This window comes from Actinomycetospora chibensis (genome assembly GCF_028737215.1).
In the GTDB taxonomy this organism is placed as follows: Bacteria; Actinomycetota; Actinomycetes; order Mycobacteriales; family Pseudonocardiaceae; genus Actinomycetospora; species Actinomycetospora chibensis.
Genome location: NZ_JAQZAM010000013.1, coordinates 85,332 through 111,822, shown reverse-complemented (window position 1 = coordinate 111,822; position 26,491 = coordinate 85,332). Strand labels below are relative to the sequence as shown.

At 74.2% G+C, this 26,491-nt stretch carries 21 protein-coding genes and 1 pseudogene; 14 read left to right on the top strand and 8 right to left on the bottom strand.

The window, feature by feature from the left end; translation table 11 throughout:
• Positions 1-113: 113 nt before the first annotated feature.
• A pseudogene (locus PH189_RS30350) lies at positions 114-554 on the bottom strand (MFS transporter); the annotation flags it as partial.
• On the opposite strand from PH189_RS30350, the gene cofG reads away from it, so the two are divergent.
• The 4 genes from cofG (at position 537) to yhjD (ending at position 5,602) form a co-directional block, all read left to right on the top strand.
• Entirely contained in the window at positions 537-1,883 is a 1,347-nt protein-coding gene (gene cofG / locus PH189_RS20315; RefSeq protein ID WP_274190653.1) for a 7,8-didemethyl-8-hydroxy-5-deazariboflavin synthase CofG, read from the top strand. The pseudogene PH189_RS30350 and the gene cofG overlap by 18 nt on opposite strands.
• Complete coding sequence (locus PH189_RS20310) at positions 1,880-2,965, top strand: FO synthase (protein WP_274190652.1); 1,086 nt, start codon at positions 1,880-1,882, stop codon at positions 2,963-2,965. Before cofG ends, PH189_RS20310 begins: the two co-directional genes overlap by 4 nt.
• Positions 2,962-4,428, top strand: coding sequence for a flavin-containing monooxygenase (locus PH189_RS20305; protein ID WP_274190651.1), 1,467 nt, complete (start codon positions 2,962-2,964; stop codon positions 4,426-4,428). Before PH189_RS20310 ends, PH189_RS20305 begins: the two co-directional genes overlap by 4 nt.
• Positions 4,429-4,525: 97 nt before the next feature.
• Positions 4,526-5,602, top strand: coding sequence for an inner membrane protein YhjD (gene yhjD, locus PH189_RS20300; RefSeq protein ID WP_274190650.1), 1,077 nt, complete (start codon positions 4,526-4,528; stop codon positions 5,600-5,602).
• 12 nt (positions 5,603-5,614) lie between these two features.
• On the opposite strand, the gene PH189_RS20295 is transcribed toward yhjD, so the two are convergent.
• Entirely contained in the window at positions 5,615-6,892 is a 1,278-nt protein-coding gene (locus PH189_RS20295; protein WP_274190649.1) for a PucR family transcriptional regulator, read from the bottom strand.
• 222 nt (positions 6,893-7,114) lie between these two features.
• Between PH189_RS20295 and PH189_RS20290 the strand changes: the two genes are divergently transcribed.
• Together PH189_RS20290 and PH189_RS20285 are read left to right on the top strand one after the other, a co-directional pair.
• Positions 7,115-8,059, top strand: a complete 945-nt coding sequence (locus PH189_RS20290) for an alpha/beta hydrolase (protein WP_274190648.1) — start codon at positions 7,115-7,117, stop codon at positions 8,057-8,059.
• A 13-nt stretch (positions 8,060-8,072) separates the two neighbouring features.
• Positions 8,073-9,584 carry a flavin-containing monooxygenase gene (locus tag PH189_RS20285; RefSeq protein WP_274190647.1) on the top strand — a complete coding sequence of 504 codons (1,512 nt, stop codon included), beginning with the start codon at positions 8,073-8,075 and terminating at the stop codon, positions 9,582-9,584.
• A 19-nt stretch (positions 9,585-9,603) separates the two neighbouring features.
• On the opposite strand, the gene PH189_RS20280 is transcribed toward PH189_RS20285, so the two are convergent.
• The 4 genes from PH189_RS20280 to PH189_RS20265 all read right to left on the bottom strand — a co-directional run bounded on the left by PH189_RS20280 (position 9,604) and on the right by PH189_RS20265 (position 14,969).
• Complete coding sequence (locus PH189_RS20280; RefSeq protein WP_274190646.1) at positions 9,604-11,052, bottom strand: AMP-binding protein; 1,449 nt, start codon at positions 11,050-11,052, stop codon at positions 9,604-9,606.
• A 16-nt stretch (positions 11,053-11,068) separates the two neighbouring features.
• Positions 11,069-12,268, bottom strand: a complete 1,200-nt coding sequence (locus tag PH189_RS20275) for a D-alanyl-D-alanine carboxypeptidase family protein (protein WP_274190645.1) — start codon at positions 12,266-12,268, stop codon at positions 11,069-11,071.
• 120 nt (positions 12,269-12,388) lie between these two features.
• Positions 12,389-13,441, bottom strand: coding sequence for a PA containing protein (locus PH189_RS20270; RefSeq protein WP_274190644.1), 1,053 nt, complete (start codon positions 13,439-13,441; stop codon positions 12,389-12,391).
• Positions 13,442-13,589: 148 nt separating this feature from the next.
• Positions 13,590-14,969 carry a primosomal protein gene (locus tag PH189_RS20265; RefSeq protein WP_274190643.1) on the bottom strand — a complete coding sequence of 460 codons (1,380 nt, stop codon included), beginning with the start codon at positions 14,967-14,969 and terminating at the stop codon, positions 13,590-13,592.
• A 114-nt stretch (positions 14,970-15,083) separates the two neighbouring features.
• Between PH189_RS20265 and PH189_RS20260 the strand changes: the two genes are divergently transcribed.
• From PH189_RS20260 to PH189_RS20225, 8 genes are all read left to right on the top strand, one after another.
• Positions 15,084-16,022: a haloalkane dehalogenase gene (locus PH189_RS20260; protein ID WP_274190642.1), complete on the top strand. Its 939-nt coding sequence runs from the start codon at positions 15,084-15,086 to the stop codon at positions 16,020-16,022.
• An 11-nt stretch (positions 16,023-16,033) separates the two neighbouring features.
• Complete coding sequence (upp, locus tag PH189_RS20255) at positions 16,034-16,663, top strand: uracil phosphoribosyltransferase (protein ID WP_274190641.1); 630 nt, start codon at positions 16,034-16,036, stop codon at positions 16,661-16,663.
• Positions 16,664-16,705: 42 nt separating this feature from the next.
• On the top strand, positions 16,706-18,505 hold the full coding sequence (metG, locus tag PH189_RS20250) for a methionine--tRNA ligase (RefSeq protein WP_274190640.1): 1,800 nt from the start codon (positions 16,706-16,708) through the stop codon (positions 18,503-18,505).
• A complete protein-coding gene (locus tag PH189_RS20245) occupies positions 18,498-19,394 on the top strand; it encodes a TatD family hydrolase (RefSeq protein WP_274190639.1) in 897 nt (298 codons plus the stop codon). Before metG ends, PH189_RS20245 begins: the two co-directional genes overlap by 8 nt.
• A 292-nt stretch (positions 19,395-19,686) precedes the next feature.
• Positions 19,687-21,231 (top strand): resuscitation-promoting factor, encoded by a 1,545-nt coding sequence (locus tag PH189_RS20240; protein WP_274190638.1) that lies wholly within the window; start codon positions 19,687-19,689, stop codon positions 21,229-21,231.
• A gap of 76 nt (positions 21,232-21,307) precedes the next feature.
• On the top strand, positions 21,308-22,192 hold the full coding sequence (rsmA, locus tag PH189_RS20235; protein ID WP_274190637.1) for a 16S rRNA (adenine(1518)-N(6)/adenine(1519)-N(6))-dimethyltransferase RsmA: 885 nt from the start codon (positions 21,308-21,310) through the stop codon (positions 22,190-22,192).
• A 32-nt stretch (positions 22,193-22,224) separates the two neighbouring features.
• On the top strand, positions 22,225-23,238 hold the full coding sequence (locus PH189_RS20230; RefSeq protein WP_274190636.1) for a 4-(cytidine 5'-diphospho)-2-C-methyl-D-erythritol kinase: 1,014 nt from the start codon (positions 22,225-22,227) through the stop codon (positions 23,236-23,238).
• A gap of 28 nt (positions 23,239-23,266) precedes the next feature.
• The gene (locus PH189_RS20225; protein WP_274190635.1) at positions 23,267-25,030 is read left to right on the top strand and encodes an ABC-F family ATP-binding cassette domain-containing protein; all 1,764 of its coding nucleotides are present in this window, start codon (positions 23,267-23,269) and stop codon (positions 25,028-25,030) included.
• A 64-nt stretch (positions 25,031-25,094) separates the two neighbouring features.
• Here PH189_RS20225 and PH189_RS20220 read toward each other — a convergent pair whose 3' ends face one another.
• Both PH189_RS20220 and pth read right to left on the bottom strand, forming a co-directional pair.
• Complete coding sequence (locus tag PH189_RS20220) at positions 25,095-25,853, bottom strand: CPBP family intramembrane glutamic endopeptidase (RefSeq protein WP_274190634.1); 759 nt, start codon at positions 25,851-25,853, stop codon at positions 25,095-25,097.
• Positions 25,854-25,898: 45 nt separating this feature from the next.
• A complete protein-coding gene (pth, locus tag PH189_RS20215; protein ID WP_274190633.1) occupies positions 25,899-26,489 on the bottom strand; it encodes an aminoacyl-tRNA hydrolase in 591 nt (196 codons plus the stop codon).
• Between the last annotated feature and the right edge of the window lie 2 nt (positions 26,490-26,491).

Here is a 26,491-nt window from a genome sequence, read left to right as displayed (position 1 = left end):
CGTACCAGCCTGTGATCGCGGCGAACGCCGGCGGATAGAAGGTCGCCGCCCTGCGCGAGACCAGCCACCGCCCACGCCGCGTAGAAGAGCGGCAGGCTCGGGGCGCCGGCGATCGCCAGGGTGGCCAGGACGCCGATCACCGACCCGGTCGTCATCACGAGGCGCGGACCGCGGCGGTCGATCAGCCGCCCGACGACGATCCCGGCGCCGGCCGAGACCAGGGCACCGAGGGAGAACGCCCCCGTCGCCGCGCCGACCGACCAGCCGGTGTCCGCGCTGATCGTCCCCACGAGGACCGGGAACGCGTAGTAGAGGACGCCCCAGCTGACGATCTCGGTGGCGCACAGCGCGGCGAGCGCGCGGCCCCGGGCGTCCACCCGGCCCACCCTGGACCACGCGTATGCCGTCCCGCGAGCGGTGATCGACGCGCCTTTTCTCGCACCCGGTGCACGCGTGGACGCAGGGCTTGCACGCCCGCGTGCACACCCGGCGTGCGGTCGTGGGCGTGCGGGCGGGTCGCGGCGTAGGTTCGTGACGTGGCCGATCTCGGACATCCGGCGGTGCCGCCGCCTGCGCTGGTCGAGCTGGACGAGCCGGCGGAGCCGTCGCGCGCCCAGGTGCGGACGGCGCTCGAACGCCTGCTCGCGGAGGCCCCTACCCTCGCCGACGCCACGACCGTGCTCGCGGCGCGGGGCGAGGAGCTCGAGGCCCTGCTCGCGGCCGCCGCCGCCCGGCGCGACGAGCACCTCGCGGGCGAGGGTCGGCCGGGCGTCGTCACCTACAGCCCCAAGGTCTTCGTGCCCCTGACGCGCCTGTGCCAGGACCGGTGCCACTACTGCACGTTCGCCACCGTGCCCGGGCGCCTGCCGGCGGCGTACCTCGAGCGCGACGAGGTCCTCGAGATCGCCCGGGCCGGCGCCGAGCAGGGCTGCACCGAGGTGCTGTTCACCCTCGGCGACCGCCCCGAGGCCCGGTGGGCGGCGGCTCGGGACTGGCTCGGCGCACGGAACCTCACCTCCACGCTCGATCACGTCTACGACAGCGCGGAAGCGGTCCTCCAGGAGACCGGGCTGCTGCCGCACCTCAACCCCGGCGTCATGGACCTCCTCGAGCTCCAGCGGCTGCGGTCGGTGTCGCCGTCGATGGGGATGATGCTCGAGACCACCGCGACCCGGCTCTGGTCGCAGCCCGGAGGGGCGCACTTCGGCTCGCCCGACAAGGAGCCCGCCCTGCGCCGCCGGGTGATCGACGACGCCGGCCGCGCGCGGGTGCCGTTCACCACGGGGATCCTCGTCGGCATCGGCGAGCACCGCGCCGAGCGCGCCCAGTCGCTGCTGCTGCTCGCCGAGTCCGCGCGGCGCGGGGGGCACGTGCAGGAAGTGATCGTCCAGAACTTCCGCGCCAAGCCCGACACCGCGATGCGCGGCGAGCCCGACGCCGAGTTCGACGCGTTCGTCGCCGCGGTGGCCGTCGCGAGAATGATCATGCCACTCGGTGTCAGCGTCCAGGCGCCGCCGAACCTCGCCGGCGATCTGGACGACTCGGCCAGCGCGGCCCAGGACCAGGCGCTGCTGCTACGGGCCGGCATCGACGACTGGGGCGGGGTGTCGCCCGTGACCCCCGACCACGTCAACCCCGAGCGCCCCTGGCCGGGCCTCGACGCGCTGCGCCACGTCACGGGCCGCGCCGGGTTCACCCTCGCCCCGCGGCTCACGATCTACCCCCGCTACGTGCGCGACCCGAACGCCTGGCTGCACCCCGACCTCGTCGACCCCGTGACCGCCCTGGCCGACCAGCGCGGGCTCGCGCGCGAGCGCCAGCCCTTCCCTCGTCCGATGACCGCCGGCTCGATGACCCCCGGCTCGATGACCGCCGCCCGATGACCGCTCCCGCGCGCTCCGCGCTCGCCCGCGCGGAGAACGATCCCGCCGGCCTGTCCGACGAGGCCTACGTCGACCTGCTCGCCGCCGACGGCGAGGAGCTCGAGGCCCTGGCGGAGCTCGCCGACGAGGTGCGGCGCGAGGTGGTCGGCGACCGACTGACGTTCGTCGCCAACCGCAACCTCGACACCGCGGTCGTCCGCGACCCCGAGCACGTCGCGGCGCTCGCCGACGAGGCCTGGGCGCTCGGGGCCACCGAGGTGTGCGTGCAGGGCCCGCTGCCGCCCGACGTCCCGGACCGCGGGCAGCTCGACCTGCTCGCGCTGATCACGGGCCGCGCGCCCCTGCACGTCCACGGCTTCCGGCCCGCCGAGGTCGCCGACGGCGCCGCCCGCCTGGGCCTGTCCCCGCGGGAGTTCCTCGAGACCGCGCGCGACGCCGGGCTCGGGTCGGTGCCGGGGACGGCGGCGCGCATCCTCGACGACGACATCCGCGCGCGGCTCACCGGCGGCACCGACATCCCCGCCGCCCGGTGGATCGAGCTGATCATCACCGCCCACGAGGTGGGGCTGCGGTCGACGGCGACGATGGTCTACGGGCACGTCGAGACCCCGGCCGACCAGGTCGCCCACCTGCGCACCCTGGCGGCGATCCAGGACCGCACCGGCGGGTTCACCGAGATGATCGCCATGCCCATCCCGTCGGAAGCCCTGCCAGCTGGGGGATTTCCTGACGTCCGTCGTGAGTACGGCCCCCACGCTGACACCACCCGCGAGACCCGCGCCCTCTACGCCGTCACGCGGTTGCTGCTGCACGGGCGGATCGCGCACGTGCAGGCCGCCTGGCCGAAGTTCGGCCCGGGGCTCACCGAGGCCGTCCTGCGCGGGGGTGCCGACGACGTCGGCGGCCTGCTGCTCGACGGCGTCCTCGACCCGTCCGCCGGTGCCGAGGCGGGCCGGGCGCTGACCCTCGCCGAGGTCGAGGCGCTCGCCGCCGACCTGGGGCGGACGCCGCGGCAGCGCACGACCGTCTACGGCGACCCGCCGGCGGACCGAGTGGCGGTGCTGCGGGGAGGCACCCCGTGATCGGCCCGATCAACGACGTCGACGTCGCGATCATCGGCGCCGGCTTCGCGGGCATCGGTCTCGGGATCCGGCTCGCCCGCCGGCGCCGGGAGTCGTTCGTCATCCTGGAGCGTGCCCACGGCGTCGGCGGCACCTGGCGCGACAACCGCTACCCCGGCGTCGCCTGCGACGTCCCGTCGCACCTCTACTCGTTCTCCTTCCGGCCCAAGCCCGACTGGTCCCGCGTCTTCGCCCCGGGCGACGAGATCCACGGCTACCTGCGCGAGTGCGCCCGCGACGAGGGCCTGGACCCCCACCTGCGCCTGGGCGCGGAGATGCAGCACGCGCGGTGGGACGGGACGCGGTGGCGGATCGAGACGTCGGCGGGCACGTACTGCGCGCGGGTGCTGGCCGTGGCCGCGGGCCGCCTCTCCGAGCCGCGGATCCCCGAGATCCCCGGCCTGTCCGACTTCGCGGGGCCCGTGTTCCACTCCGCGCGCTGGGACGGGGGCGCGGACCTCGAGGGCAGGCATGTCGGCGTCGTGGGGACGGGCGCCTCGGCGGCCCAGATCGTACCCGCGCTGGCAGGGCGGGCCGCCGGGCTCGTGGTCTTCCAGCGCACGCCGCCGTGGGTGGTGCCGCGCGGCGACCGCGCCTACACCGCGCAGGAGCGGCGCGGCTTCGCCCTCGACCCGGGCGCGGAGCGCGCGCTGCGCGAGGAGCTCTTCGACGAGGCCGAGCGGGCGATCGGCGCGCGCCGGCGGGTCCGTCCGGACATCGACCGGCTGCGTCAGCGGGCCCTCGACCACCTCGCCGCCCAGGTGCCCGACGAGGCGCTCCGCGCCCGCCTGACCCCCGACTACGAGATCGGGTGCAAGCGCATCGTCATCTCCGACGACCTCTACCCGGCGCTGCGCCGCGACGACGTCACCCTGGAGCCCAGCGCGCTCGCCCGCGTCGAGAAGTCGACGGCGATCGCGGCGTCCGGTGCCCACCACCGCGTCGACGCCCTCGTCCTCGCCACCGGTTTCTGGACGACGCGGCTGCCGTTCGCCCAGCGCATCGAGGGACGACACGGCCTGCTCGCGCAGCGGTGGGCGGACGGGATGACCGCGCACGCCTCCACCGCGGTGCACGGCTTCCCCAACATGTTCGTCATCAACGGGCCCAACGCGAGCCTCGGCCACAACTCGGCCGTGTACATGATCGAGACGCAGATCGACCACGTCCTCGGCGCACTCGACCACCTGCGGACCCGGCCCGGGACCTCGCTGGAGGTCACCGCCGAGGCCGAGGAGGCCTACACCCGCGAGATCGACGCGATGAGCGAGGACACGGTCTGGCTGCAGGGGGGATGCGCCAGCTGGTACGTCGACGAGTCCAGCGGGCGGCTGACCCTCCTCTGGCCGGGCACCGCGCGGTCGTTCCGCGCGCGCAACGGGACGTTCGACCCGGTGCCGTACGGCGGACGGGCACCCGCGTGAACGGCGCGTGAGGGTCGACGACGCGGGGTAGTCGGTTCCCGCGCGGGCCGGTTCGGTCCGCGGGGAGTCGGGGACCGCGAGAGGACGACGCGCAGCGATGACGAGCGCCGCCAGCACGACCGACAGCACCACCGGCACGGACGCGTCGGGGACGACCGAGCCGACGCAGCTGGAGAAGCTGCGCGCGAAGTACCCCTGGCTCGACCACCTGATCCGTGCCGCCACCCGGTACACCGAGAAGCACGGCGACCACTACGCCGCGGCGATCACCTTCTTCTCGATCCTCGCGCTCGTCCCGCTGCTGATGGTGGCGTTCGCGGCGGCGGCCTTCGTGCTGGCGAACAACCAGGCGCTGCTCACCGAGATCCAGAACGCCATCACGGCCGCGGTGCCGCCGGGGCTCGGCGACCTGCTGAACTCGGTCATCGACCAGGCCATCGCGCAGCGCAACGCCGTCGGCATCATCGGTCTGCTCGGTGCCCTGTTCTCGGGGCTCGGGTGGATGAGCAACCTGCGCGAGGCCCTCTCCGAGCAGTGGGACCAGCGCGGCGAGCCGCCGTCGATCGTCAAGCGCTACGGCAGCGACCTGCTCGCCATGATCGGCCTGGGGCTCGCCTTCGGGCTCTCGTTCGCCATCACCGGAGTCGGCACCGGCCTCTCGACCACGATCCTCGAGTTCCTCGGGCTCGGCGACGAGACCTGGGCGCGCTTCCTGTTCTTCCTCGCGGGTCTCGTGATCACCCTCGCGGCGAACTGGCTGGTCTTCCTCTGGGTCATCGCCCGCCTGCCCCGCGAGCCCGTGACGCTGCGCTCCGCCGTCCGTGCGGCGCTCTTCGCCGCCGTGGGCTTCGTGATCCTCCAGCAGATCATGACCGTCTACATCTCGAGCGTCACCAACTCGCCCGCGGGCGCCGCGTTCGGCCCGATCATCGGTCTGCTGGTGTTCGCCAACTTCGTCTCACGCTTCATCCTCTTCGTCACCGCCTGGGCGGCCACGCTCAAGGAGAACGAGCGGGAGGAGCTGCCGGAGCCCGCCCCGGTGATCGTCCGGCCGGCCATCACCGTCGGACGCACGCCCGGTCCCCGCGCCACCGCGGGCCTGCTCGGGGCGGGCGCCCTGCTCGGTGTGCTCGGCCTCGGACTGGGCCGGACCCGGCGGGACCGCGAGAACTAGTCGGCGCACGGACTAGTCGGCGGGGGCCGCGGGCGGGCCCAGCCACACGCACGCGCGCAGGGCGAGCTCGACGTCGAGGCGGTCGTGGTCGGAGCTGCCCAGCGGCCGGCCCCGGACCTCGTACGCGCGCCCGACCCGGTACTTGACGGTGTTGCGGTGGACCTGGAGCCGCCGTGCCGTGGTGGCGAGGCTGCCGCCGGTGGCCAAGAAGACCTGCAGGGTCTCCCGCAGACGGGCGGTGGCGGGCTCGGGGTCGGCGAGCGCCCCGAGCACGCGCCGCACCCAGGCCCGGGCGCCCTCGCGGTCGGCGCACAGCAGCGCCACCGCGCCCACCTCGTCGAACAGCGTCGCGACGGGCGCCTCGACGCCGGCCGCGAGCGCCACGTCGCGGGCCCGGCGCGCCTGGTCGTGGGTGGAGCGGAACCCCTCGGCGCCGGGGGTGGGCGACCCGCACGCCACGCGCACCGCGTCGCCGTGCCGGGCGACGGTGCGGGCGACGACCTCGCGCGACGGGGCGGTGTCGTCGCGGCACGGCAGCCAGGCCAGCACGCTGGCGGCGTCCCACGGGACCACGAGCGGGCGGCCCGCGGCCTCGAGCGCGGTCCCGAGGTCCAGCGCGACGCGCTCGAGGACGGCGAACGCGCCCTCCGGCGGCTCCGGCTCCAGCCACACCACGAGCCCCAGGTGCACCGCGGAGAACCGGTAGCCCAGCGTCGACTCGACCGCGAGTCGGTCGTCGGGGCCGGTCGGTGCGCGGCCGGCGAGGACGTCGCGCACGCGCGCCACGCGCAGGGCGTGCCGGCTGCGGCGCGTGCGGTCGCGCTCGGCCTCGTAGGCGGCCACCACGTGCTGGGTGACGTGGTCGACGTAGTCCATGACCACGAGCACGATCCGCTGCGACGCGGCCGTGGCGCCGAGCCGTCGCGCGGCCTCGGCGAACGCCCACTCCATGAGATGGGCCTGCCCGACGCGGTACGCCCGGATCAGCGCGTTGACCGGGACCCCGCGCTGCGCGAGCCGCTCCGCGTAGGCGACGGCCGCGGCCGGCGGCTCGACGCCGCGCGGATCGAGGTCGTGGCGCAGCACGTGCAGGATCGTCTCGACGTTCCCCTCGACGCTGGCGCCGAGCAGGTCGCGCAGGGCGGGGTCGCCGCGCAGCTCGTCGATGCGCGTCGCGAGTGCGTCGCTGATCGACACGCTGACCTCGGTGCGCCGTGGGGCCAGCGCGTCGGCGACCTCGGCGACGGTGGCGACCGCGTCCTCCGGGATGGGGGACGGCTCGATCGTCACCACCCTGCACCACCACCCGAGTGCGCTCGTCGGCCCACGACGGCCGTCCTCGGACCGTAACCGCCGGTCGTGGACCAGGACCAGCACTCGTCCGGCCCGGTGGACGGGAGACGGGGCGAGGACAAGGGCCGCGGGCGGTTTCGTCCCCGCCGCACAAGCGCCATCCGTGTGGCCCGGGTCACGCTCGGTGGGACCCGTCCGCTCGACCCCCCGGGAGACTCCGTGCCCCTCCACCCCGAGGCCCAGGCCCTGCTCGACGCGCTGGTGGAAGCAGGTATGCCGCCCATCGAGTGCATGACCGTGCCGCAGGCACGTCAGGCCGCCGCCGCGTTCCTCGACCTGCAGCCGCCGCCCGAGGAGGTCGGCACGGTGTCGAACCGGGCCATCCCGGGCCCCGCCGGTGACATCCCCGCGCGGATCTACACGCCGAGCGGCGGCGGCTCCGGCGGCGTGCTCGTCTACTTCCACGGCGGCGGCTGGGTCATCGGGGACCTCGAGACCGTGGACCGGCCGTGCCGGCAGCTCGCGAACGCCGGCGACGTCACCGTGGTGTCGATCGACTACCGGCTCGCGCCCGAGCACGTGCAGCCCGCGGCGTTCGACGACTGCTACGCGGCGACCGTGTGGGTGGCGGAGAACGCCGACGAGCTCGGGGTGGACGCGTCGCGCCTCGCGGTCGGTGGCGACTCGGCCGGCGGCCACCTCGCCGCCGCGGTGAGCCTCGCCGCCCGCGACCGCGGCGGCCCGGCGATCGCGTGCCAGCTGCTCTTCTACCCGGTCGTCGACTTCGACTGGACCAGCCCCTCGATCAACGACAACGGCGAGGGCTACCTGCTCGGACGCGCCACCATGCAGTGGTTCTGGGCGCACTACCTCGGTGCCACCGACCCGGCCGACGACCCCTACACGTTCCCGCTGCGCGCGACCGACCTCTCCGGGCTGCCGCCGGCGTTCGTCGCCACCGCCGAGTTCGACCCGCTGCGCGACGAGGGCGAGGCCTACGCCCGCAAGCTCGAGGAGGCCGGCAACTCCGTGACCGCGAAGCGCTTCGACGGCATGATCCACGGCTTCCTCTGGACTCTGGGCGCGACGCCGTCCGCCGCCGTGGTGATCGACGACGCCGTCGCCGTGATGCAGCCCGCCCTGAGCCCGACCGTCTCCGCGTAGAGGAGGAAGCACCGTGACCATCACCGAGAGCAGCCCGACCACGCGGCCCGCCGGGAGCGGGGACGTCGAGCACGTCGACGTCCTCGTGATCGGCGCCGGCGTCTCCGGCATCGACGCCGGCCACCACCTGCGCGAACGCTTCCCCGACAAGTCCTTCGCGATCCTCGAGAAGATGCCCGGACGCGGCGGGACGTGGTGGACCCACCGCTTCCCGGGCGCCCGCTCGGACTCGGACCTGTTCACCTACGGCTACGGCCACAAGCCGTGGCGCGGCCCGTCGATCGCCACCTCCGAGGAGATCACCAACTACCTCGACGAGGTCATCGAGGAGGACGACCTCAAGGCGGCCATCCGCTACCGCCACGAGGTGCGGGCGGCGTCCTGGTCGTCGTCCGAGCACCGCTGGACCCTCGACGTGCACCGCGAGGACACCGGCGAGACGCTGCAGATGACCTGCGGGTTCCTGTGGATGTGCCAGGGCTACTACAACCACCAGGACCCCCACCGCCCCGAGTGGCCGGGACAGGAGACGTTCCGCGGCGTCATCGTCCACCCCCAGACGTGGCCGGAGGACCTGGACTGGGAGGGCAAGCGCGTCGTCGTCATCGGCAGCGGCGCGACGGCGGCGACGGTCGTCCCCGCGATGGCCGAGAAGGCCGCGCACGTGACGATGCTGCAGCGCACGCCGACGTTCGTGGCCGCGGTGCCGAAGACCCACGAGCTCGCGATCCAGCTCCGGGCGCTCGACATCCCCGAGGACTGGACGCACGAGATCCTCCGGCGGGCCTACATCGAGCAGTTCAACGAGCTGACCCGCATGTGCATGGAGACCCCGGAGGAGGCGCGTCAGTTCCTGCTGGGCGAGATGCGCCCGCTCCTGCCCGAGGGCTACGACGTCGAGAAGCACTTCAACCCCGGTTACCGGCCGTGGCAGCAGCGGATCGCGGTGGTGCCCGACGGCGACATCTTCACCGCCATCAGCGAGGGACGGGCCTCGGTGGTCACCGACACCATCGACACCTTCACCGAGACCGGCATCCGGACCTCGTCGGGCGAGGAGCTCGAGGCCGACATCGTCGTCAGCGCCACCGGGTTCAACCTCGCCGCCCTCGGCGACATCCCGTTCACCGTGGACGGCGAGGCCGTCGACGTCTCGCAGCAGATCACCTGGCGCGGGATCATGATCTCGGGCATCCCGAACATGGCCTACGTCTTCGGCTACTTCCGGCACAGCTGGACGCTGCGCGCCGACCTCGTCTCGGACCTCGTGTGCCGCCTCATGGCCCACATGGAGGCCAAGGGAGCGGCGCAGGTGACACCCGAGCTGCGGCCCGAGGACGCCGACATGGAGATCCGTCCGTGGTCGGACCCGGAGAACTTCAACTCCGGCTACGTCATGCGCAGCCAGCACAAGATGTTCAAGCAGGGCGACCGCGCGCCGTGGACGCACATGCACGAGTACGCCGAGGAGCGCCACACGCTGCCCGCCGCCGACCTCGACGACGGGACGCTGCGGTACAGCTGAGGTCTCTGCGAGAGAGAGCTCAGCGGAACGCCGAGCGCCGGACCTTGCCCGCGTCGTCGCGCAGCGGTCCCTCCGAGCGTCGCCACGCCCGTGGTCGCTTGGCCGGGGACAGCCGCGCGGCGACGTGGGCGTCCAGGTCGGCGTCGGTGACCTGCTCGGCCGAGCCGTCGGTCTGGACGACGGCGTGGGCCACGGAGCCCAGGTCGTCGTCGGGGGCCGGGACCACGACGGCCGAGATCACCGCGGGGTGGGAGAGGATCGCCGCCTCCACCTCCGCGGGGTACACGTTCTGCCCGCCGACGACGATCATGTCGTTCGCCCGGTCGGCGAGGTAGAGGTAGCCGTCGGCGTCGAACGAGCCCATGTCGCCGAGCGACTCCCACCCGCCCGGCCGGGTGCGGGGCTCGGCGCCGAGGTAGCGGTAGGTCGTGCGCCCCGGTTCGGGGCGCAGCCACAGCTCGCCCACCTCGCCCACGGCGCACGGCCGCCCGTCGTCGGGGTGACGCGCCTCGATCTCGCCGCCGGTCACGCGCCCCACCGAGCCGGGATGCTCCAGCCACTCCGGGCCGGTGATCGTCGTCCGGGCCTGGGCCTCGGTGGCCGCGTAGCCCTCGAGCACCCGGTCGGCGCCCAGCCAGTCGATGACGGCCCGCTTCACGGCGGGCGGGCACGGCGCGCCGATGTGGAACAGCATGCGCAGCGCCGGCAGCTCCGGCCGCGCCGGCAGCCGGACCATCCGCCCCATCATCGTCGGCACCGCGTACATCCACGTCGCGGCGTGCTCCGCGGCCAGCGCCACGGCCCGGGCGGCGTCGAAGCGGCCCATCAGCACGACGTGGTTGCCGGTCATGAGCGCGAGCAGCGAGAACAGGTACGGCGCGTTGTGGAACAGCGGCGCCGTGCACAGGAACGTCCCGTCGGGCTCGATGCGGTAGATCGGCGCGCGGCCGGCGATCGCCGACTCGGTCGTCCCCTCCTCGCCGGCGACGATGACCTTCGGGCGCCCGGTCGAGCCGCCCGACGTCGGCGCCTTCCAGGCCGGCGGCGCCGGGGCGGGCGGGGGAGGGGTGTCCGGCCCGGTGGGCACGTGCCCGAGAGGCAGCACGATGGTGCTCGCGGGCGCGACATCCGGGTCGGTGCCGGGGGCGAGGCCGACCACCACGGGCGGGCGCACGACGTCGAGCACCGCGGCGAGCTCGCCGGGCGTGAGCCGGTGCGACACCGGCTGCGGGACCGCGCCCAGCTTCCACGCCGCGATCGTCAGCGCGTAGTGCTCCGCGACGTTCGGGAGCGCGATCGAGACGAAGTCGCCGGGGCCGACCCCGTGCCCGGCGAGCTCGTGGGCCCAGCGGTTGGCGAGGGCCTCGAGCTGGCCGAAGGTCGAACTCGAGACGTCGTCCGTGACCGCCGGTCGCTCGGGGTGGGCGGCGGCGAGGCGCGTGAACGCCTCTCCCAGGGGCTCGGGCATGGCGCCGATCCTGCGCTCAGCGGCGTGCGGCGCGCAGGGCGAAGAGTCCGCCGACGGCGGCCACGACGGCGAGGAGCAGCACGGGCGTGCCCCAGGAGGTGGTGGCCCCGGACTCGGGCGCGGCGGCGTCGGGGTCCGGCGTGCCGGTCGTCCCCGGCTCCGCCGGCTCGGCGGGGTTCGAGTCGGTGAGGGTGCCGACGCCCCGGAGATCGGGGAGGGCGAAGCCGTGGTCGAGCAGCGCGCCCGCCTGCTGGTACATCGGCACCGGACGCTGCTCGCCGCGCATGAGCACGACGACGAGCCGCCGCCCGTTGCGCTCCGCCGCCCCGATGAAGGTGTGCCGGGCGTCGTCGGTGAAGCCGGTCTTGCCGCCGATGTAGCCCTGGTAGCCGCTGGTCAGGAGCTTGTTGTCGTTGACGACGACGAAGGGCGGGCTCGTGCCGAAACCGGGGAACGGGATCTGCCGCGTGGCCACCGCCTGGGCGAAGGGCTCCTCGCGCATCGCGACGCGGAAGATCGAGGCGAGGTCGTAGGCCGAGGTCTGCATGCCCGGCCCGTCGAGCCCGGACGGGGTCGCCGCGCGGGTGTCCAGCGCGCCCAGCTGCCGGGCGGTGGTGTTCATGAGGTCGACCGTCGCGGGGACGCTGCCGGTGAGGCGCACGGCCAGCGCGTGGGCGGCGTCGTTGCCCGACGCCATCATCATCGAGTCGAAGACCTGGCGGATCGTGTACTGCCCGCCCGCGCCGATGCCGACGCGCGTGCCCTCCTGGTCGGCGTCCTCCTGGGTCCCGGTGATCGTCTCGTCGAGGGGGAGGCGCTGGGCCACGAGCAGCCCGGTGAGCGTCTTCATCAGCGAGGCCGGGCGCAGCCGCGCGTGCGGGTTGCGGGCGGCGAGCACCTGGCCCGAGTCGAGGTCGGCGAGGACGTACGACACGACGCCGACCGGGGGCGCCGCCGGGGTGCCGTCGGGGACGACGTCGCCGCAGGAGCCCATCGCCGGTCCGCCGACGGGCGGATCGGGGATCGGCAGCGGCCTCGGCTCGGCCTGACCGGGCTGCGGCGCCTCGGACTCGTCGACCGGGGGCCCGGGCGCGGTGCCGAACTCGCAGGACGCGCCGGCCGGGAGTGCCGGGGCGGCCACCGCGGCCCCGGGCAGCGCGGTCAGCCCGATCGCGACGGCCGCCGTGACCGTCGCGAGCATCCGTCGGGTGCTCATCGCGGGCGACAGTAGCCGCCGCCCTCTCGCGGTCTCCGCCCGACGTGCCGGTTCCGAATGGTCAACGAGCCCGGACGGGCACCCGGGAGATCACCATCGACCGCGGGGACCGCCCGACCATCAGTTCTCGGCGTTGGAGCTCTCGGTCGGGAGCTCGGAGCCGTTGTTCTGCCCCTCGCGGATCGAGGGCTTGCGCGAGCCGCGGCGCGTGGTGGGGCGCGGCGCGGGCATCGAGCCCGAGGAGCCGCCGCCCGGGCCGAGGATGATCTCGGCGAACGTCGCCATCGCCTCGTCCAGGTGGCCGGCGTTGCGCCGCTCGGACTCCTCGTTGGCCTGGCGGACCAGGGCGACGACGGCCTCGTGGTCGGGGCGGTTGACCAGGGTGCCGTCGAGGCGGTCCAGGCCGTTCTCCACCGACGTCGACAGCGCGCCGACGCGGTCACCGAGCCCGGACTCGACGCTGTCGAGGCGCGTGCCGACCTGGTCCAGACGCTGCGTCAGGTTCTCGAGACGCCCCGCCAGCTCGCCGACCTGCGTCGTGGTCTCGTTCCGCGTGGTCGTGGCGTCGGTGCGCGCGGCCTCGCGGGTCCCGGTGATCTCCTCGGACACACCGCGGGCGAGATCGTCGAGTCGGTCGCGCAGGCCCGAGTCGACGGCGTCGACGCGCTCGCGCATCGGCCCCGTGACGGCCGCGGGCAGCCCGTCGAGGCGCATCTCGTGGCGGTCGAGCTTGTTGTCGAGGTCGTCGAGGCGCTTGTGCAGCCCGGAGATGCGGTCCTCGAGGCCGTCCATCCGGCCCGCGACACCCTCGAAGCGGCCGCTGACGCCGTCGAGGCGTCCGTCGATCTGCGCGAACGGCGTCGCGAGGCGCTCGGCCACGCGGTCCACCAGGCCCTCGACCAGACGCGCGAGCGACGAGACCGAGGACTCCTGGGCGTCGATCTTCGCGACGGTCTCGTCGAGACGCTCGGCCAGCACGCTCATCTCGGTGCGGTCGGGGACGTCGGAGAGACGCTTGCGGATCGCGCCGAGGCCGTCCAGCGCCGCCAACCGGCCGTGGATCTCGTCCAGCGAGTCGAAGATCTGCTGCTGTTCGCTGTCCCGGACCTCGGCCGCCCGCACCAGCATGCTGCGCATGCGGTCGAAGGACTGGGTCTGGTTGTTGTCGATCACGCGGATCCCGCTCTCTCGGAAGGTCTGGCCCGGGCCGGACCGGGGTCGGCGGACTCGAAGGGTAAACACCCCCCGGGGTGCGACCCCATCCGGGTGAGCGACCGGCATCCGGGTGTCCGCCACACGGGCACCAGGCGTGCGCTGGCGATCAGTGCTGCCGCAGCCGTCCCAGGAAACGGTCCTCGAGAGCGCGCCATGCGGCGGCCTCGCGGTCGAACGGCGGCGACGGCGTCAGGCGCGTCGGGTCCGGCCGCACGACGAACGACACGAGCCACCCGAGGCTCTCCGAGGGCGCCAGGTCCTCGCGGGTGCGGGTGTCCCCGGCCCACGTCGCGGCGTCGACGATGAGCTCGACGGCGAGCTCGAGCTGCTCGGCGTCGACGACGTCGGGACCCTCGCCGAGGTCGTCGCCCAGGCCGGCGAGCACGTACCGGTTCTCCGGCGCGATCTCGATCTCGAGGTCGCCGCCGGTCGCGGCGGACACGACCTCCTCCCAGGTCGAGACGTCGGCGAGGTCGTGGCCCTCCGCGCCCTCCCCGGCGATCCAGGTGCGCAGCGCGCGCGCCGAGGAGAACACGTCGATCTGGCGGCTGCTGCCGAGGAACACGGGCTCGTCGTCGAGGTAGCACCGCAGCGTGATCACCTCGCCGTCCGAGGTGGTGATCGCGATCGGGTCGATGCCGACCTCCTCCCAGAAGCCCGGCGGGGGCTCCTCGGCCTCGTCGACGAAGTCGGTGCGCAGGGACTCGCCCGCGGTGTCCTCGCGGAGCTCCTCCGGCGCGTCGGCCAGGGGCCCGGACGTGGCGGAGTCCTGCGGGTCGGAGACGACGGCGGCCGGGTCCTCGGGGTCGTTCTGCGCGTCCTCGGACGGTGCGGCGGGCTCGCCCTCGGGATCCGGGTCCCGGTCTCCCGCCGGGGCCGGCGGCGTGGCGGTCGCGCGGAGGCGGGCGGCGAGCTCCTCGTCCACCTCGGGGCTCGAGATCATCGCGTCGAGCGCGTCGACGACCTCGTCCCAGCGCTCGTCGACCACCTCGGCGAGCTCGGCCCACAGCGCCGCGCCGTCGCGCCCGGCGAACGCCGGCGGGCCGGCGGTCAGGGCCGCGAAGGCGGGCGTCGCGTCGAGGACCTCGTGCACGACCGCCAGGTCGCAGACGTCGGCGAGCGAGCGGCACATGGCGGCGACCTCGGCGAGGTCGTCCAGGGTCCAGGTGTCGGGGTCCTCGGCGACGAGCTCCGGGACGCCCACGACGTCGTAGCGCTGCACGTCCTCCGGGGTCAGCTCGTCGACCGAGAGCTTGACGACCACGGGCCACGCGGGGTGGTCGGAGAGGTCGTGCTCCTGGCCCGAGGACTCCGCCGCCGCGATCCAGGCCGCGAGGTCGGCGGCGTCCGCGAAGGCGAACAACGCGTCGTCGTCGCCGAGGAAGGCCTCCCATTCCTCGCCGTCCTGGCGCCACCTCGGGGCCCAGAGCGTGACGAGGTCGCCGGCGGTGAGCGCCAGCGTGATCGGGATGATGTCCTGCGCCATACCGGGCGGGCCTCCGCGAGCCGTGGAGAAGGGGGTGCGCGGCGCACCCTATGACGACGCCGGTGACCTGCCCGTACCGGCGCGGTTCCCCCGGTCGGCTGACACGCTGGGGGCATGGACCTCCTGCGGACGCCGGACGACCGTTTCGACGACCTGGCGGGCTTCCCGCTCGCCCCGCGGTGGGTGGAGGTGGCGAACCCCGACGGCGGCGCGGCGATCCGCGTCGCCACCTACGCGGCGGGCCCCGACGACGCCCCCGCCGATGTCCCCACCGTGCTGATGCTCCACGGCGAGCCGACCTGGTCGTACCTCTACCGGCACGTCGTCGACGCCGTGGTCGAGGCCGGTCTGCGGGCGGAGGCGGTCGACATGGTCGGTTTCGGACGGTCGGACAAGCCGGCGGCGATCGCCGACCACAGCTACGCGCGCCACGTCGCCTGGACGACCGAGGTCGTCGCCGCGCTCGACCTGCGCGACGTCGTGCTGCTCGGCCAGGACTGGGGCGGGTTGATCGGGCTGCGCCTCGTGGCCGCCGAGCCCGACCGCTACGCCGGCGTCGTCGCCTCGAACACCGGCCTGCCGACCGGTGACACCGACATGCCGGCGGTCTGGTGGCAGTTCCGCAGGGCCGTCGAGAAGGCGTCGGAGCCCGGGAGGGTGCTCGACGTCGGCCGCCTCGTCGCGTCCGGCTGCGTGCGCGGACTCTCCGACGCCGATCGCGCCGCGTACGACGCCCCGTTCCCCGACGAGACGTTCAAGGCAGGGCCGCGGGCGATGCCGCTGCTCGTCCCGACCCGCCCGGACGACCCGGAGACCGAGCGCAACCGTGCCGCATGGGAGGCGTTGGGCCGTTACGAGAAGCCGTTCCTCGTCGCGTTCTCCGACTCCGACCCGATCACCGGGGCGATGGGCCCGGTGCTGCGGGGCCACGTGCCCGGAGCGGCCGGGCGTGAGCACCCGACGATCGAGGACGCCGGCCACTTCCTGCAGGAGGACGCCGGTGCCGAGCTCGGTCGGGTCGTCGGCGCGTTCGCGGGCGGCCTCCCGCACTAGCCTTCCCGCCCATGCCCGAGCCGCGGATCGTGCGCCACCCCCTCGTCGACGTCCGGCTGACGACCTTGCGCGACGAGACCACCGACCGGGCGTCCTTCCGCGCCGCGGTGCGGGAGCTGACCGCGATGGTCGTCTACGAGGCGATGCGGCACGCCCCGACGCGGCCCGTGGAGCTCCGGACGCCGGTGACCACGACGACGGGCGCCGAGCTCGCGACGCCCACGGTGCTGGTGCCGGTCCTGCGCGCCGGGCTGGGGATGGCCGAGGCCGCCCACGCCCAGGTACCCGGCGCGATCATGGGCTTCGTCGGCATGGCGCGCGACGAGGAGACCCTGCAGCCCACGACCTACCTGGCGTCCCTGCCGGCGAGCCTCGCCGGGCGCCCGGTGCTCGTGCTCGACCCGATGCTCGCCACCGGCGGGTCCATGGCCGGGACCATCGACCTGCTCGTCGAGCACGGGGCCGACGACGTCACCGCGGTGTGCCTGGTGGCGGCCCCCGAGGGCATCGCGCGCCTCGCGCAGGCGCACCCGGGCGTGGGGGTCGTCGCGGCCGCCGTCGACGAGCGGCTCAACGAGCACGGCTACATCGTCCCGGGCCTCGGGGACGCGGGGGACCGTCAGTTCGGGGCGATGCCCTAGCCGACTGAGGAGCCGTTGGCGCGTGCGCGGACAATGGTCGGTATGAGCGTCCCCGTGCTGACCGCCGTGGCGTGGCCCTACGCCAACGGCCCGCGGCACATCGGCCACGTGTCCGGGTTCGGTGTGCCCTCCGACGTCTTCTCGCGCTACCAGCGGATGGTCGGGAACCGGGTGCTCATGGTGTCGGGCACCGACGAGCACGGCACGCCGATCCAGGTGCAGGCCGACGCCGAGGGCTCGACGCCCCGCGAGCTCGTCGACAAGTACTCGCGGGTGATCCAGGACGACCTCGTCGGGCTCGGCCTGTCGTACGACCTGTTCACGCGCACGAGCACCGACAACCACCACCGCGTCACGCAGGACCTCTTCAGCGCGCTGTGGAACAACGGCTACGTCCGCACCGAGAAGACCCTCGGCGCGATCAGCCCGTCCACCGGCCGGACGCTGCCCGACCGCTACATCGAGGGCACCTGCCCGATCTGCGGCTACCCCAGCGCGCGCGGCGACCAGTGCGACAACTGCGGCAACCAGCTCGACCCCGCTGACCTCATCACCCCGCGCAGCCGGATCAACGGGGAGACCCCGCAGTTCGTCGAGACCGAGCACCTCCTGTTCGACCTGCCGGCGTTCTCGAAGTCGCTCGGGTCGTGGCTCGAGACCCGGACGCACTGGCGCCCGAACGTCCTGAACTTCAGCAAGCGCCTGGCCGACGACCTCAAGCCCCGCGCGATCAGCCGCGACCTCGACTGGGGCGTGCGCATCCCGCTGGACGGCTGGCACGACCAGCCGATGAAGCGGTTCTACGTCTGGTTCGACGCCGTGATCGGCTACCTGTCGGCATCGGTGGAGTGGGCGCAGCGCACCGGCGACCCCGACGCGTGGAAGCAGTGGTGGTGCGACCCGGACGCGCAGTCCTTCTACTTCATGGGCAAGGACAACATCACCTTCCACTCGGTGATGTGGCCCGCGATCCTGCTCGGGCACAACGGCGAGGGCGACCGCGGCGGTGAGGTCGGGCCGTTCGGCCGTCTCAACCTGCCCACCGAGGTCGTCAGCTCCGAGTTCCTGACCATGAGCGGCTCGAAGTTCTCCACCAGCCGCGGCACCGTCATCTACGTCGGCGACTTCCTGCGCGAGTTCGGGCCCGACGCGCTGCGCTACTTCATCGCGGTCGCCGGCCCGGAGAACCAGGACAGCGACTTCACCTGGGACGAGTTCGTCCGGCGCACCAACTTCGAGCTGGCCAACGAGTGGGGCAACCTCGTCAACCGCTCGGTGTCGCTGGCCGCGAAGAACGTCGGGTCGGTCCCGGAGCCGACGTCGCCGGACCCGGCCGACGAGGCGCTGCTCGCGCAGTCGCGGGCCGCGTTCGACACCGTCGGCGCGCACCTCGCGCGGTCCCGGTTCAAGCAGGCGATCTCCGAGGCGATGCGGATCGTCGGCGAGGCGAACGCCTACCTGTCGCACCAGGAGCCGTGGAAGCGCAAGGACGACCCGGCGCGCCGCGACACGATCCTGCACACCGCCCTGCAGGTCGTGCAGGACGCGAACACCCTGCTCACGCCGTTCCTGCCGCACGCCGCGCAGAAGGTCCACGAGGCGCTCGGGGGTACCGGGGTGTGGGCCGAGCAGCCGCACCGCGAGGACGCCGGCGTCTCCGGTGAGCTCGGCACCAGCCACTCGGTGCTCACCGGCGACTACGCCTCCGAGCAGGCGCGCTGGGCGTCGACGCCGATCCCCGTGGGCCGGCCCCTGGAGCGCCCGACGCCGCTGTTCGCCAAGCTCGACCCGTCGCTGGGCGAGACCGGGCCGTCCTGGGCGCCCATCGCGACCGATGGGTAGCGGCAGAGGCGACCGGAATGTTCCACCGCCCGTCCCCGAGCCCATCGGGGACGGGGTGGTGGACGCGCACACCCACCTCGACGCCTGTGGGGCCCGGGACCCCGAGGTCCTCGTGCAGGTCCTCGACCGCGCCACGAGCGCGGGCGTCACGGCGATGGTCACGACGGCCGACGACCTCGCCTCCGCGCGCTGGGCGGCGTGGGCGGCCGACAGCGACCCGCGGGTGTTCGCGGCGGTGGGTCTGCACCCGACGCGGTCGAACGACCTCACCGACGACGCCCGGGCGGCGATCGAGGACCTGACCGCGCGGCCCCGCGTCGTCGCGGTGGGGGAGTCGGGGCTCGACGACTACTGGACGACGCGGCGCGAGGACTGCGCACCGCTCGACGTCCAGCGCGAGGCGTTCGCGTGGCACATCGACCTCGCGAAGCGCACGGGCCTGCCGCTGGTGATCCACGACCGCGACGCCCACGACGCGATCCTCGACGTCCTCGCCGCCGAGGGCGCGCCGCCGACCACGGTCTTCCACTGCTTCTCCGGCGACGTCGCGCTCGCCGAGCGCTGTGCGCAGGAGGGCTGGTACGCGTCGCTGTCGGGTACCGCGACCTTCCGGAACGCCAACGCCGCCGAGCTGCGACGAGCGGCGCTCCGGTTGCCCGCCGAGCTCGTGCTCGTCGAGACCGATGCCCCGTTCCTGACTCCGCATCCGTACCGCGGTCGGCCGAACGAGCCCTATTGCATCCCCCACACGGTGCGAGACCTCGCGGAGCTCCGTGACGAGCCCGCGGAGCGGTTGGCCCGGATCAGCGCGGACAACGCCCGGCGGGCCTTCCAGTTGGCCGAACAGCCTCAACCTTCACTCTCCGTCGCACGAGAGAGCGCACAGTAAGCACGCTCGTCGTCGCCGGGACGCCGTTCGGCGCAACACGGTCGTGTCGGCTTGATGGTGGCGACACCCAACTCGTTACCGTGCTGTGACTCGCCGGGATGGAACCACCCCCGAGGCCCGCGTGATGAGGACTTCCCCAGGTCCCCACCACAGGGAGGACGTCACGAGGTCGTGACGCACTCCCGAGGGCGCGGTTCCTGCCCGGAAGTACGAACGATGTGGACTCCCCTGTGTTTGTGCGCTCCCTGCTGGCCCTGAGGTCCTCCTCGCTCGTCGCGGCGGTCGACGCCCGATGAGCGCCGACACCGCGACCGCCTGCGGACGCGCGGGCTCGTACGCCGACACCGGCGACGACACCGCCGGCCTGCCGATCGTCTCCGACGGTCACGGCGGCTGGTACGGCCACGCCGGCGCCGACCAGGGCTACGCGGCGGACGAGTACGCCACCGAGTACGCCACGGAGTACGCGTCGGACTACGGCTACGACGCCGCCCACGAGTTCGGCTACGACACCGGGTACACCGGCGAGGCCCCGGGCTGGTTCGACGACATCACCGGCCCGCTGCCGATCGCCACCGGCGACGCGACGGCCGCCGACGGCGCGATCGCCCTGGACGACCTCGACGACTGGAACGACCTCGAGTCGTTCACCGGCGCGCAGGACGTCGACGGAACCCTCGACGGCGCCGCTCCCGCCGGACTCACCTCGTTCGACGACCCCGAGCGCCTGACCACCGACACCAAGCGCCGCTCGAACGCGGTCAAGGGTGGCGTGGCGGTGGCCCTGCTGGCCGTCGCCGCCGGTGGCAGCACCGCGGTGGCGCTGGACAAGGAGGTCACGGTCACGGTCGACGGCGTCGACCAGGTCGTGCACACCTTCTCCGGCGACGTCGCCGGTGCCCTGGAGAGCGGCGACATCGAGCTCGGCCCGGCCGATCAGCTCGCTCCCGGCCCGAACGCCGACGTCCACGACGGCGACCACCTCGTCATCAACCGCTCGCGCGACGTCGCGCTGATGGTCGACGGCCGCCCGCAGACGATCACGACGACGGCCCGCACGGTCGCCGACGCGCTCGCGCAGCTCGGCCTCCCGACCAACAGCATCGTCGCCTCGGCGCCGATGAACGCCGCCATCCCGGTCAACGGGATGAACCTCGACGTGCGGGTCCCCAAGACCGTCACGCTCATCGACGGCGGCGCCGCCCCCCGCCAGGTCACGACGACGGCGCTGAACGCCCCCGAGCTGCTCGCGCAGAACGGCCTGGCGCTCAGCCCGACCGACACGGTCGCCGGCGGCGAGGCCCTGGCCGGCGGCTCGACGATCACCGTCACCCGCAACACGGTCAACCAGGTCACCGAGACCCGTCCGATCGCGCCGCCGATGCGCACGGTCGACGACCCGGACCTCGAAGAGGGCAAGACCCGCGTCCAGCAGGCAGGGACCGCGGGCGAAGAGGTCGTCACCTGGTCGGTCAACGCCACCAACGGTGCCGAGACCGGCCGCACGCAGATCGGCGAGTCCCGCGTGACCCGTCAGGCCGTCGGCGGTGTCATGGCCCGCGGCACCAAGCCGAAGTCGTCGGCCCCCGCGGTCAGCAACGGCGCCAAGTGGGACCGGATCGCCCGCTGCGAGGCCACCGGCGACTGGTCGATCAACACCGGCAACGGCTACTACGGCGGCCTGCAGTTCGACCGCTCGACCTGGCGGGCCTACGACGGCGACGAGTTCGCCCCGCTGCCGCACCAGGCCACCCGCGAGGAGCAGATCGCGGTCGCCGAGCGCGTCCGCGAGGACCGCGGCGGCTACGGCGCCTGGCCGGTCTGCGGCAAGAAGTAGCGTTTGCGCTCCGCGCTCGTGCGCGCTTTCCCGTGCCGGAGCACGGGAGGGCGCGCACAGGCGCGAAGATGACCGCGTGACGAGTCCGGTACGCCCGCTCGGGGTGGGTGACGTCCGGGCTCTCGCCGCGGAGCTCGACCTGCGACCCACGAAGCGCCTGGGTCAGAACTTCGTCCACGACGCCAACACGGTGCGCCGCATCGTGCGGCTCGCCGAGGTCGGGGCCGACGACGTCGTGCTCGAGGTCGGCCCGGGCCTCGGCTCGCTGACGCTCCCGCTGCTCGAGGCCGCGCGGGCCGTGGTCGCCGTCGAGATCGACCCGGTGCTCGCCGACCGGCTGCCGGCGACGGCTGCCGAGCGGGCACCCGGCCGAGACCTGCGGGTCGTCACCGCGGACGCCCTGCGCATCGGGCCCGGCGACCTCCCGCTCGCCCCGGACGTCCTGGTGGCGAACCTCCCCTACAACGTCGCCGTGCCCGTGGTGCTGAACCTGCTGGCGGCCCTCCCGGGGCTGCGCCGCGGGCTGGTCATGGTGCAGTCCGAGGTCGCCGAGCGGCTCGCGGCCCGTCCCGGCGAGCGCGCCTACGGCGCCCCGTCGGTCAAGCTCGCCTGGTACGCCGATGCGCGGCGGGCGGGCCCGGTCCCGCGTGCGGTGTTCTGGCCGGTCCCCGGCGTCGACTCGGGCCTCGTGGGGTTCACCCGCCACGATCGGCAGGACGGGGCCGGCACCGACGACACCCGCGGCGCCGACCGCGAGGACGTCTTCGCCGTCGTCGACGCCGCCTTCGCCCAGCGCCGGAAATCGCTGCGGGCCGCCCTCGCGGGGTGGGCGGGCTCGGCACCGGCCGCGGAGGCGGTGCTGCGGGCCGCCGGGGTCGATCCCGGGGCGCGCGGGGAGGCGCTGGACGTGGCCGCGTTCACCGCGATCGCCCGCGAGGGCCGCCACGCCCCGACTCCCTGAGGCCGGTCGCGCGCGGTCCGTACCCTGGACGGGTGCTCTCCGCCGTCGGACCGCCGGTCACCGTCCGCGTCCCGGCCAAGATCAACCTTCACCTGGCCGTGGGCGATCTCCGACCCGACGGCTACCACGACCTCGTCACCGTCTTCCAGGCGCTGAGCATCACCGACGAGGTGTCCGTGACCGCCGCGGTCCCCGGTGTCGTCGAGCCCGGCGTGGCGATCTCCCCGATCGACGGGGTCGACGCCTCCGAGGTGCCCGCCGACACCACCAACCTCGCCTGGCGTGCGGTCGAGGCGCTCGCCCGCCGCGTCGACCGCGCCCCCGACATCCGCATCGGTCTGCGCAAGGCGATCCCGGTCGCGGGCGGGATGGCGGGCGGCAGCGCCGACGCCGCCGGCGCGCTGCTGGCGACCTCCTCGCTCTGGCGGCTCGACCTGGCGCGCGACGACCTCATGGACGTCGCGGCCGAGGTCGGCTCCGACGTCGCCTTCGCCCTTCACGGCGGCACCGCGCTCGGCACCGGGCGCGGCGAGCGGCTGGTCCCGGTGCTCTCGCGCCACACGTTCCACTGGGTGGTCGCGGTCGCCGACCACGGCCTGTCCACCCCCACCGTCTTCGCCGAGCTCGACCGCCTGCGCGACCGACCCGAGGCGCCCCGGCGTGTCGGCGACGTCGAGCCCGTCCTCGAGGCGCTGGCCTCCGGGGAGGCGCGCTCGCTGGCGCTGCTGCTCGGCAACGACCTGCAGGCCGCGGCCGTGAGCCTCGACCCCGGCCTGCGCCGCACCCTGCGCGCCGGGGTCGACGCCGGCGCGCTCGCGGGCGTGGTCTCCGGCTCCGGGCCCACGTGCGTGTTCCTCTGCGCCGGCCAGGACGCCGCGGTCCGGGTGGCCGCCGAGCTCGCCGGCGCCGGCGTGTGCCGCACGGTCCGCGTCGCCCACGGCCCCGTGCCGGGCGCCCGCCTCACCGACGGCGGCCCTCCGAGCTCCCGACCTCCCAGCCCGATCGACCCCAGCCCGGTCGACCCCGGCCCGGGCGCCTACGCCTGACCCCGTCCGTCCTCCCAGGAAGGCCTCCGTGCCCAACCTCGTCAACCTCGAGTCGGTGTCGATCGGCTTCGGGGGACCGAAGCCCGTCCTCGACGGCGTGTCCCTCGGCGTCGACACCGGCGACCGCATCGGCGTCGTCGGCCGCAACGGCGGCGGGAAGTCGACGCTGGTGAAGGTGCTGGCCGGGACGCTGACGCCCGACGGCGGCCGCCGCAGCCCCGTCGGCGGGCTGCAGATGGCGCTCGTCAGCCAGCAGACGCAGCTGTCGGGGGCGACGGTCCGCGAGGCCGTGCTCGGTGGCGACGTGCCCGACCACGAGTGGGCCGCCGACGCCCGCAGCCGCGCGGTGGTCGAGGGCCTGCGCCCCGGCGGCGACCGGGGCCTCGACGCGTCGGTCGACGGGCTCTCGGGGGGCGAGCGCCAGCGGATCGCCCTGTGTGCGGCGCTGGTGCAGGACCTCGACCTCCTGGTGCTCGACGAGCCCACCAACCACCTCGACGTCGAGGGCATCGGTTGGCTCGCCGAGCACCTGCTCGCCCGCCGCACCGCTCTCGTCGTCGTCACGCACGACCGCTGGTTCCTCGACACCGTCGCCTCGCGCACCTGGGAGGTCGTCGACGGGCACGTCGAGCAGTACGAGGGCGGTTACGGCGACTGGATCTTCGCCCGCGCCGAGCGCGCCCGGCTCTCGGACGCCGCCGAGCAGCGCCGGCAGAACCTCGCCCGCAAGGAGCTCGCGTGGCTGCGACGCGGGCCGCAGGCGCGCACGTCGAAGCCGAAGTACCGGGTCGAGGCCGCCGAGGCGCTCATCGCCGACGTGCCGGCCCCGCGGGACACCGTCGAGCTCGTGACGATGGCCAAGCACCGCCTCGGCCGTACGGTGATCGAACTGGAGGACGCGACCCTGACGGTGGGCGACCGGACCCTCGTGAACCGGCAGACCTGGCGCATCGGTCCCGGCGACCGCATCGGCATCGTCGGGATCAACGGGTCGGGCAAGACGTCGCTGCTGCGGGCCGTCGGCGGCGAGCGCGCCCTCGACGGCGGGCACCGCATCCAGGGCACGACCGTGCGCCTGGCCCACCTCTCGCAGGACCTCGCCGACCTGCCGATGCACCGGCGCGTCCTGCAGGCCGTCGAGGACATCGCCGAGCGGGTGACGATCGGCCGCTACGAGCAGACCGCCTCCCAGCTCGCCGAACGCTTCGGTTTCCCCGCGAACCGCCAGTGGACGCCCGTCTCCGACCTCTCCGGCGGCGAGCGGCGGCGCCTGCAGCTCGTGCGGCTGCTGATGACCGAGCCCAACGTCCTGCTCCTCGACGAGCCCACCAACGACCTCGACGTCGACACCCTCCAGCAGCTCGAGGACCTCCTCGACGGCTGGCCGGGCACGCTCGTCGTCGTCAGCCACGACCGCTACCTCACCGAGCGGGTCTGCGACCGCGCCGTCGCGCTCTTCGGCGACGGCAGGATCACCGACCTCCCGGGCGGCATCGACGAGTACCTGCGCCGCCGTGCGGGCCAGCCCGCGGCCCCGTCGATCTCCGCGTCGTCGGCGCCGGGGAGCGGGGCGCCCCGCGGCGAGGCGGAGCGCCGCGCCGCGCGCAAGGAGGCGACGCGGATCGAGCGACGGCTGGAGAAGATCGACAGCCAGGAGAAGAAGTTGCACGAGAAGCTCGCCGCGGCGGCGACCGAGCCGGGCCGTCTCCAGGAGCTCGACGCCGAGCTCCGGGCGCTGGTCAGCGAGCGGGAGCAGCTCGAGGAGGCGTGGCTGGAGAACGCGATCGACTGACGCACGGCAGCTCCGGTGACACTCCCGGGAGATCGCCGTCGCGAGCCCGGGCGAAGGTCCTCCGTCAGCGCACCCGCGCGGTCGTCGTCGGCACGTCCGGCGCCCACGTCGCCTCCACGGGCGCGGGCCGGAGCCAGGACCTCAGGTCGACCACGACGAGGACGACGGCCACCGCCAGCCAGACGAGCATGTAGAGCAGACCCTCGTGCGCCACGGCGCCCTCCGCGGCGTGGGCGATCACCACGAGCAGGACGCTGCCGCCCGTGTGGTCGAACAGCCACGTGTACCAGAACGTCACCGCGACGGTGCCCACCACGATGATCGCCACGTTCGAGCGCGGGTCGCCCTCGGCGAGGAACGCCAGGGGCAGGTGCCACACGGTGATCACCACGGCGAGGATCGCGGTGGTGGCGAGCGGGGAGAGCCGGGTCTGCATCCCGGGCAGGGCGAACCCCCGCCACCCCGGCTCCTCGCCCAGCGGCCCGTCGGTCGGGTTCACGAGGCGGAGCAGGAACATCAGCAGGACGGTGCCGGCCGAGACCGTGGCCGTGGTGCCGTCCACCGCGAACGCGAGCAGGTGCACGGCGACCGGCACCCCGATCGCGAGCGCGTACCAGTACCACCGGACGCGCCACCGCACGAGACGTCTCCCGAGCTCGACCAGGCCGGCCCGTCCCCGGCTGATCGGCGCCACGATCAGCGCGGCGACCAGCGGGGCGAACGCGCCGAACGAGCCGAAGGGCACGAAGCCCCAGGCGATGACGAAGGACAGGACGAAGAAGGCGATGAGGGGGTGGCCGCGGAGCACCGGCATCGCACGCATGCACCAGAAGGGTCCGCCGACTCCCCGGTGCGGACCAGCCGCCGTCTAGTGGAACCGGTTCTGCGCCGGCTCGAGGCCCTCGACGGCCAGCGCCTCGATGGCGTCGGCGGCGAGCTCGACGGAGACGTCGAGCTCCTTGCGCTCGGCCGCCGACCAGCGCTTGAGCACGTAATCGGCGGGGTCCTGGCGTCCCGGCGGGCGCCCGATGCCGAAGCGCACGCGGAGATAGTCCTTCGTTGCGAGCGACTTGGAGATCGAACGCAGCCCGTTGTGGCCGCCCTCGCCGCCGCCGCGCTTGAGGCGTACGACGCCGAACTCGAGATCCAGGTCGTCGTGCACGACGATCACCTCGGTGGGCGGCACCGAGAAGAAGCGGGCGGCGCCGGCCACCGGCCCGCCCGAGAGGTTCATGTAGCCACGCGGCTTCGCGAGCACCGCGCGCCGGCCGGCCAGCCGGCCCTCGGCCACGTCGGCGCCGGAGCGCTTGTGGGCCGAGAACCGGCTGCCCATCCGCCCGGCCAGGGCGTCGACGACGACGAACCCGACGTTGTGCCGGGTGCCGTCGTAGTCCGGGCCGGGGTTGCCCAGCCCGACGACCAGCAGGGGGCCGTCGGGCCGGGCAGCGGGAGAGCTCACGC

What these genes read in the sequence shown, in the direction of transcription:
- PH189_RS20265 (WP_274190643.1), bottom strand. Translation starts at nt 14,969, where the DNA reads ATGGCGCAGGACATCATCCCGATCACGCTGGCGCTCACCGCCGGCGAC.
- PH189_RS20275 (WP_274190645.1), bottom strand. Translation starts at nt 12,268, where the DNA reads ATGAGCACCCGACGGATGCTCGCGACGGTCACGGCGGCCGTCGCGATC.
- PH189_RS20245 (WP_274190639.1), top strand. Translation starts at nt 18,498, where the DNA reads ATGGGTAGCGGCAGAGGCGACCGGAATGTTCCACCGCCCGTCCCCGAG.
- PH189_RS20310 (WP_274190652.1), top strand. Translation starts at nt 1,880, where the DNA reads ATGACCGCTCCCGCGCGCTCCGCGCTCGCCCGCGCGGAGAACGATCCC.
- yhjD (WP_274190650.1), top strand. Translation starts at nt 4,526, where the DNA reads ATGACGAGCGCCGCCAGCACGACCGACAGCACCACCGGCACGGACGCG.
- metG (WP_274190640.1), top strand. Translation starts at nt 16,706, where the DNA reads ATGAGCGTCCCCGTGCTGACCGCCGTGGCGTGGCCCTACGCCAACGGC.
- PH189_RS20280 (WP_274190646.1), bottom strand. Translation starts at nt 11,052, where the DNA reads ATGCCCGAGCCCCTGGGAGAGGCGTTCACGCGCCTCGCCGCCGCCCAC.
- PH189_RS20220 (WP_274190634.1), bottom strand. Translation starts at nt 25,853, where the DNA reads ATGCGTGCGATGCCGGTGCTCCGCGGCCACCCCCTCATCGCCTTCTTC.
- PH189_RS20240 (WP_274190638.1), top strand. Translation starts at nt 19,687, where the DNA reads ATGAGCGCCGACACCGCGACCGCCTGCGGACGCGCGGGCTCGTACGCC.
- PH189_RS20260 (WP_274190642.1), top strand. Translation starts at nt 15,084, where the DNA reads ATGGACCTCCTGCGGACGCCGGACGACCGTTTCGACGACCTGGCGGGC.
- upp (WP_274190641.1), top strand. Translation starts at nt 16,034, where the DNA reads ATGCCCGAGCCGCGGATCGTGCGCCACCCCCTCGTCGACGTCCGGCTG.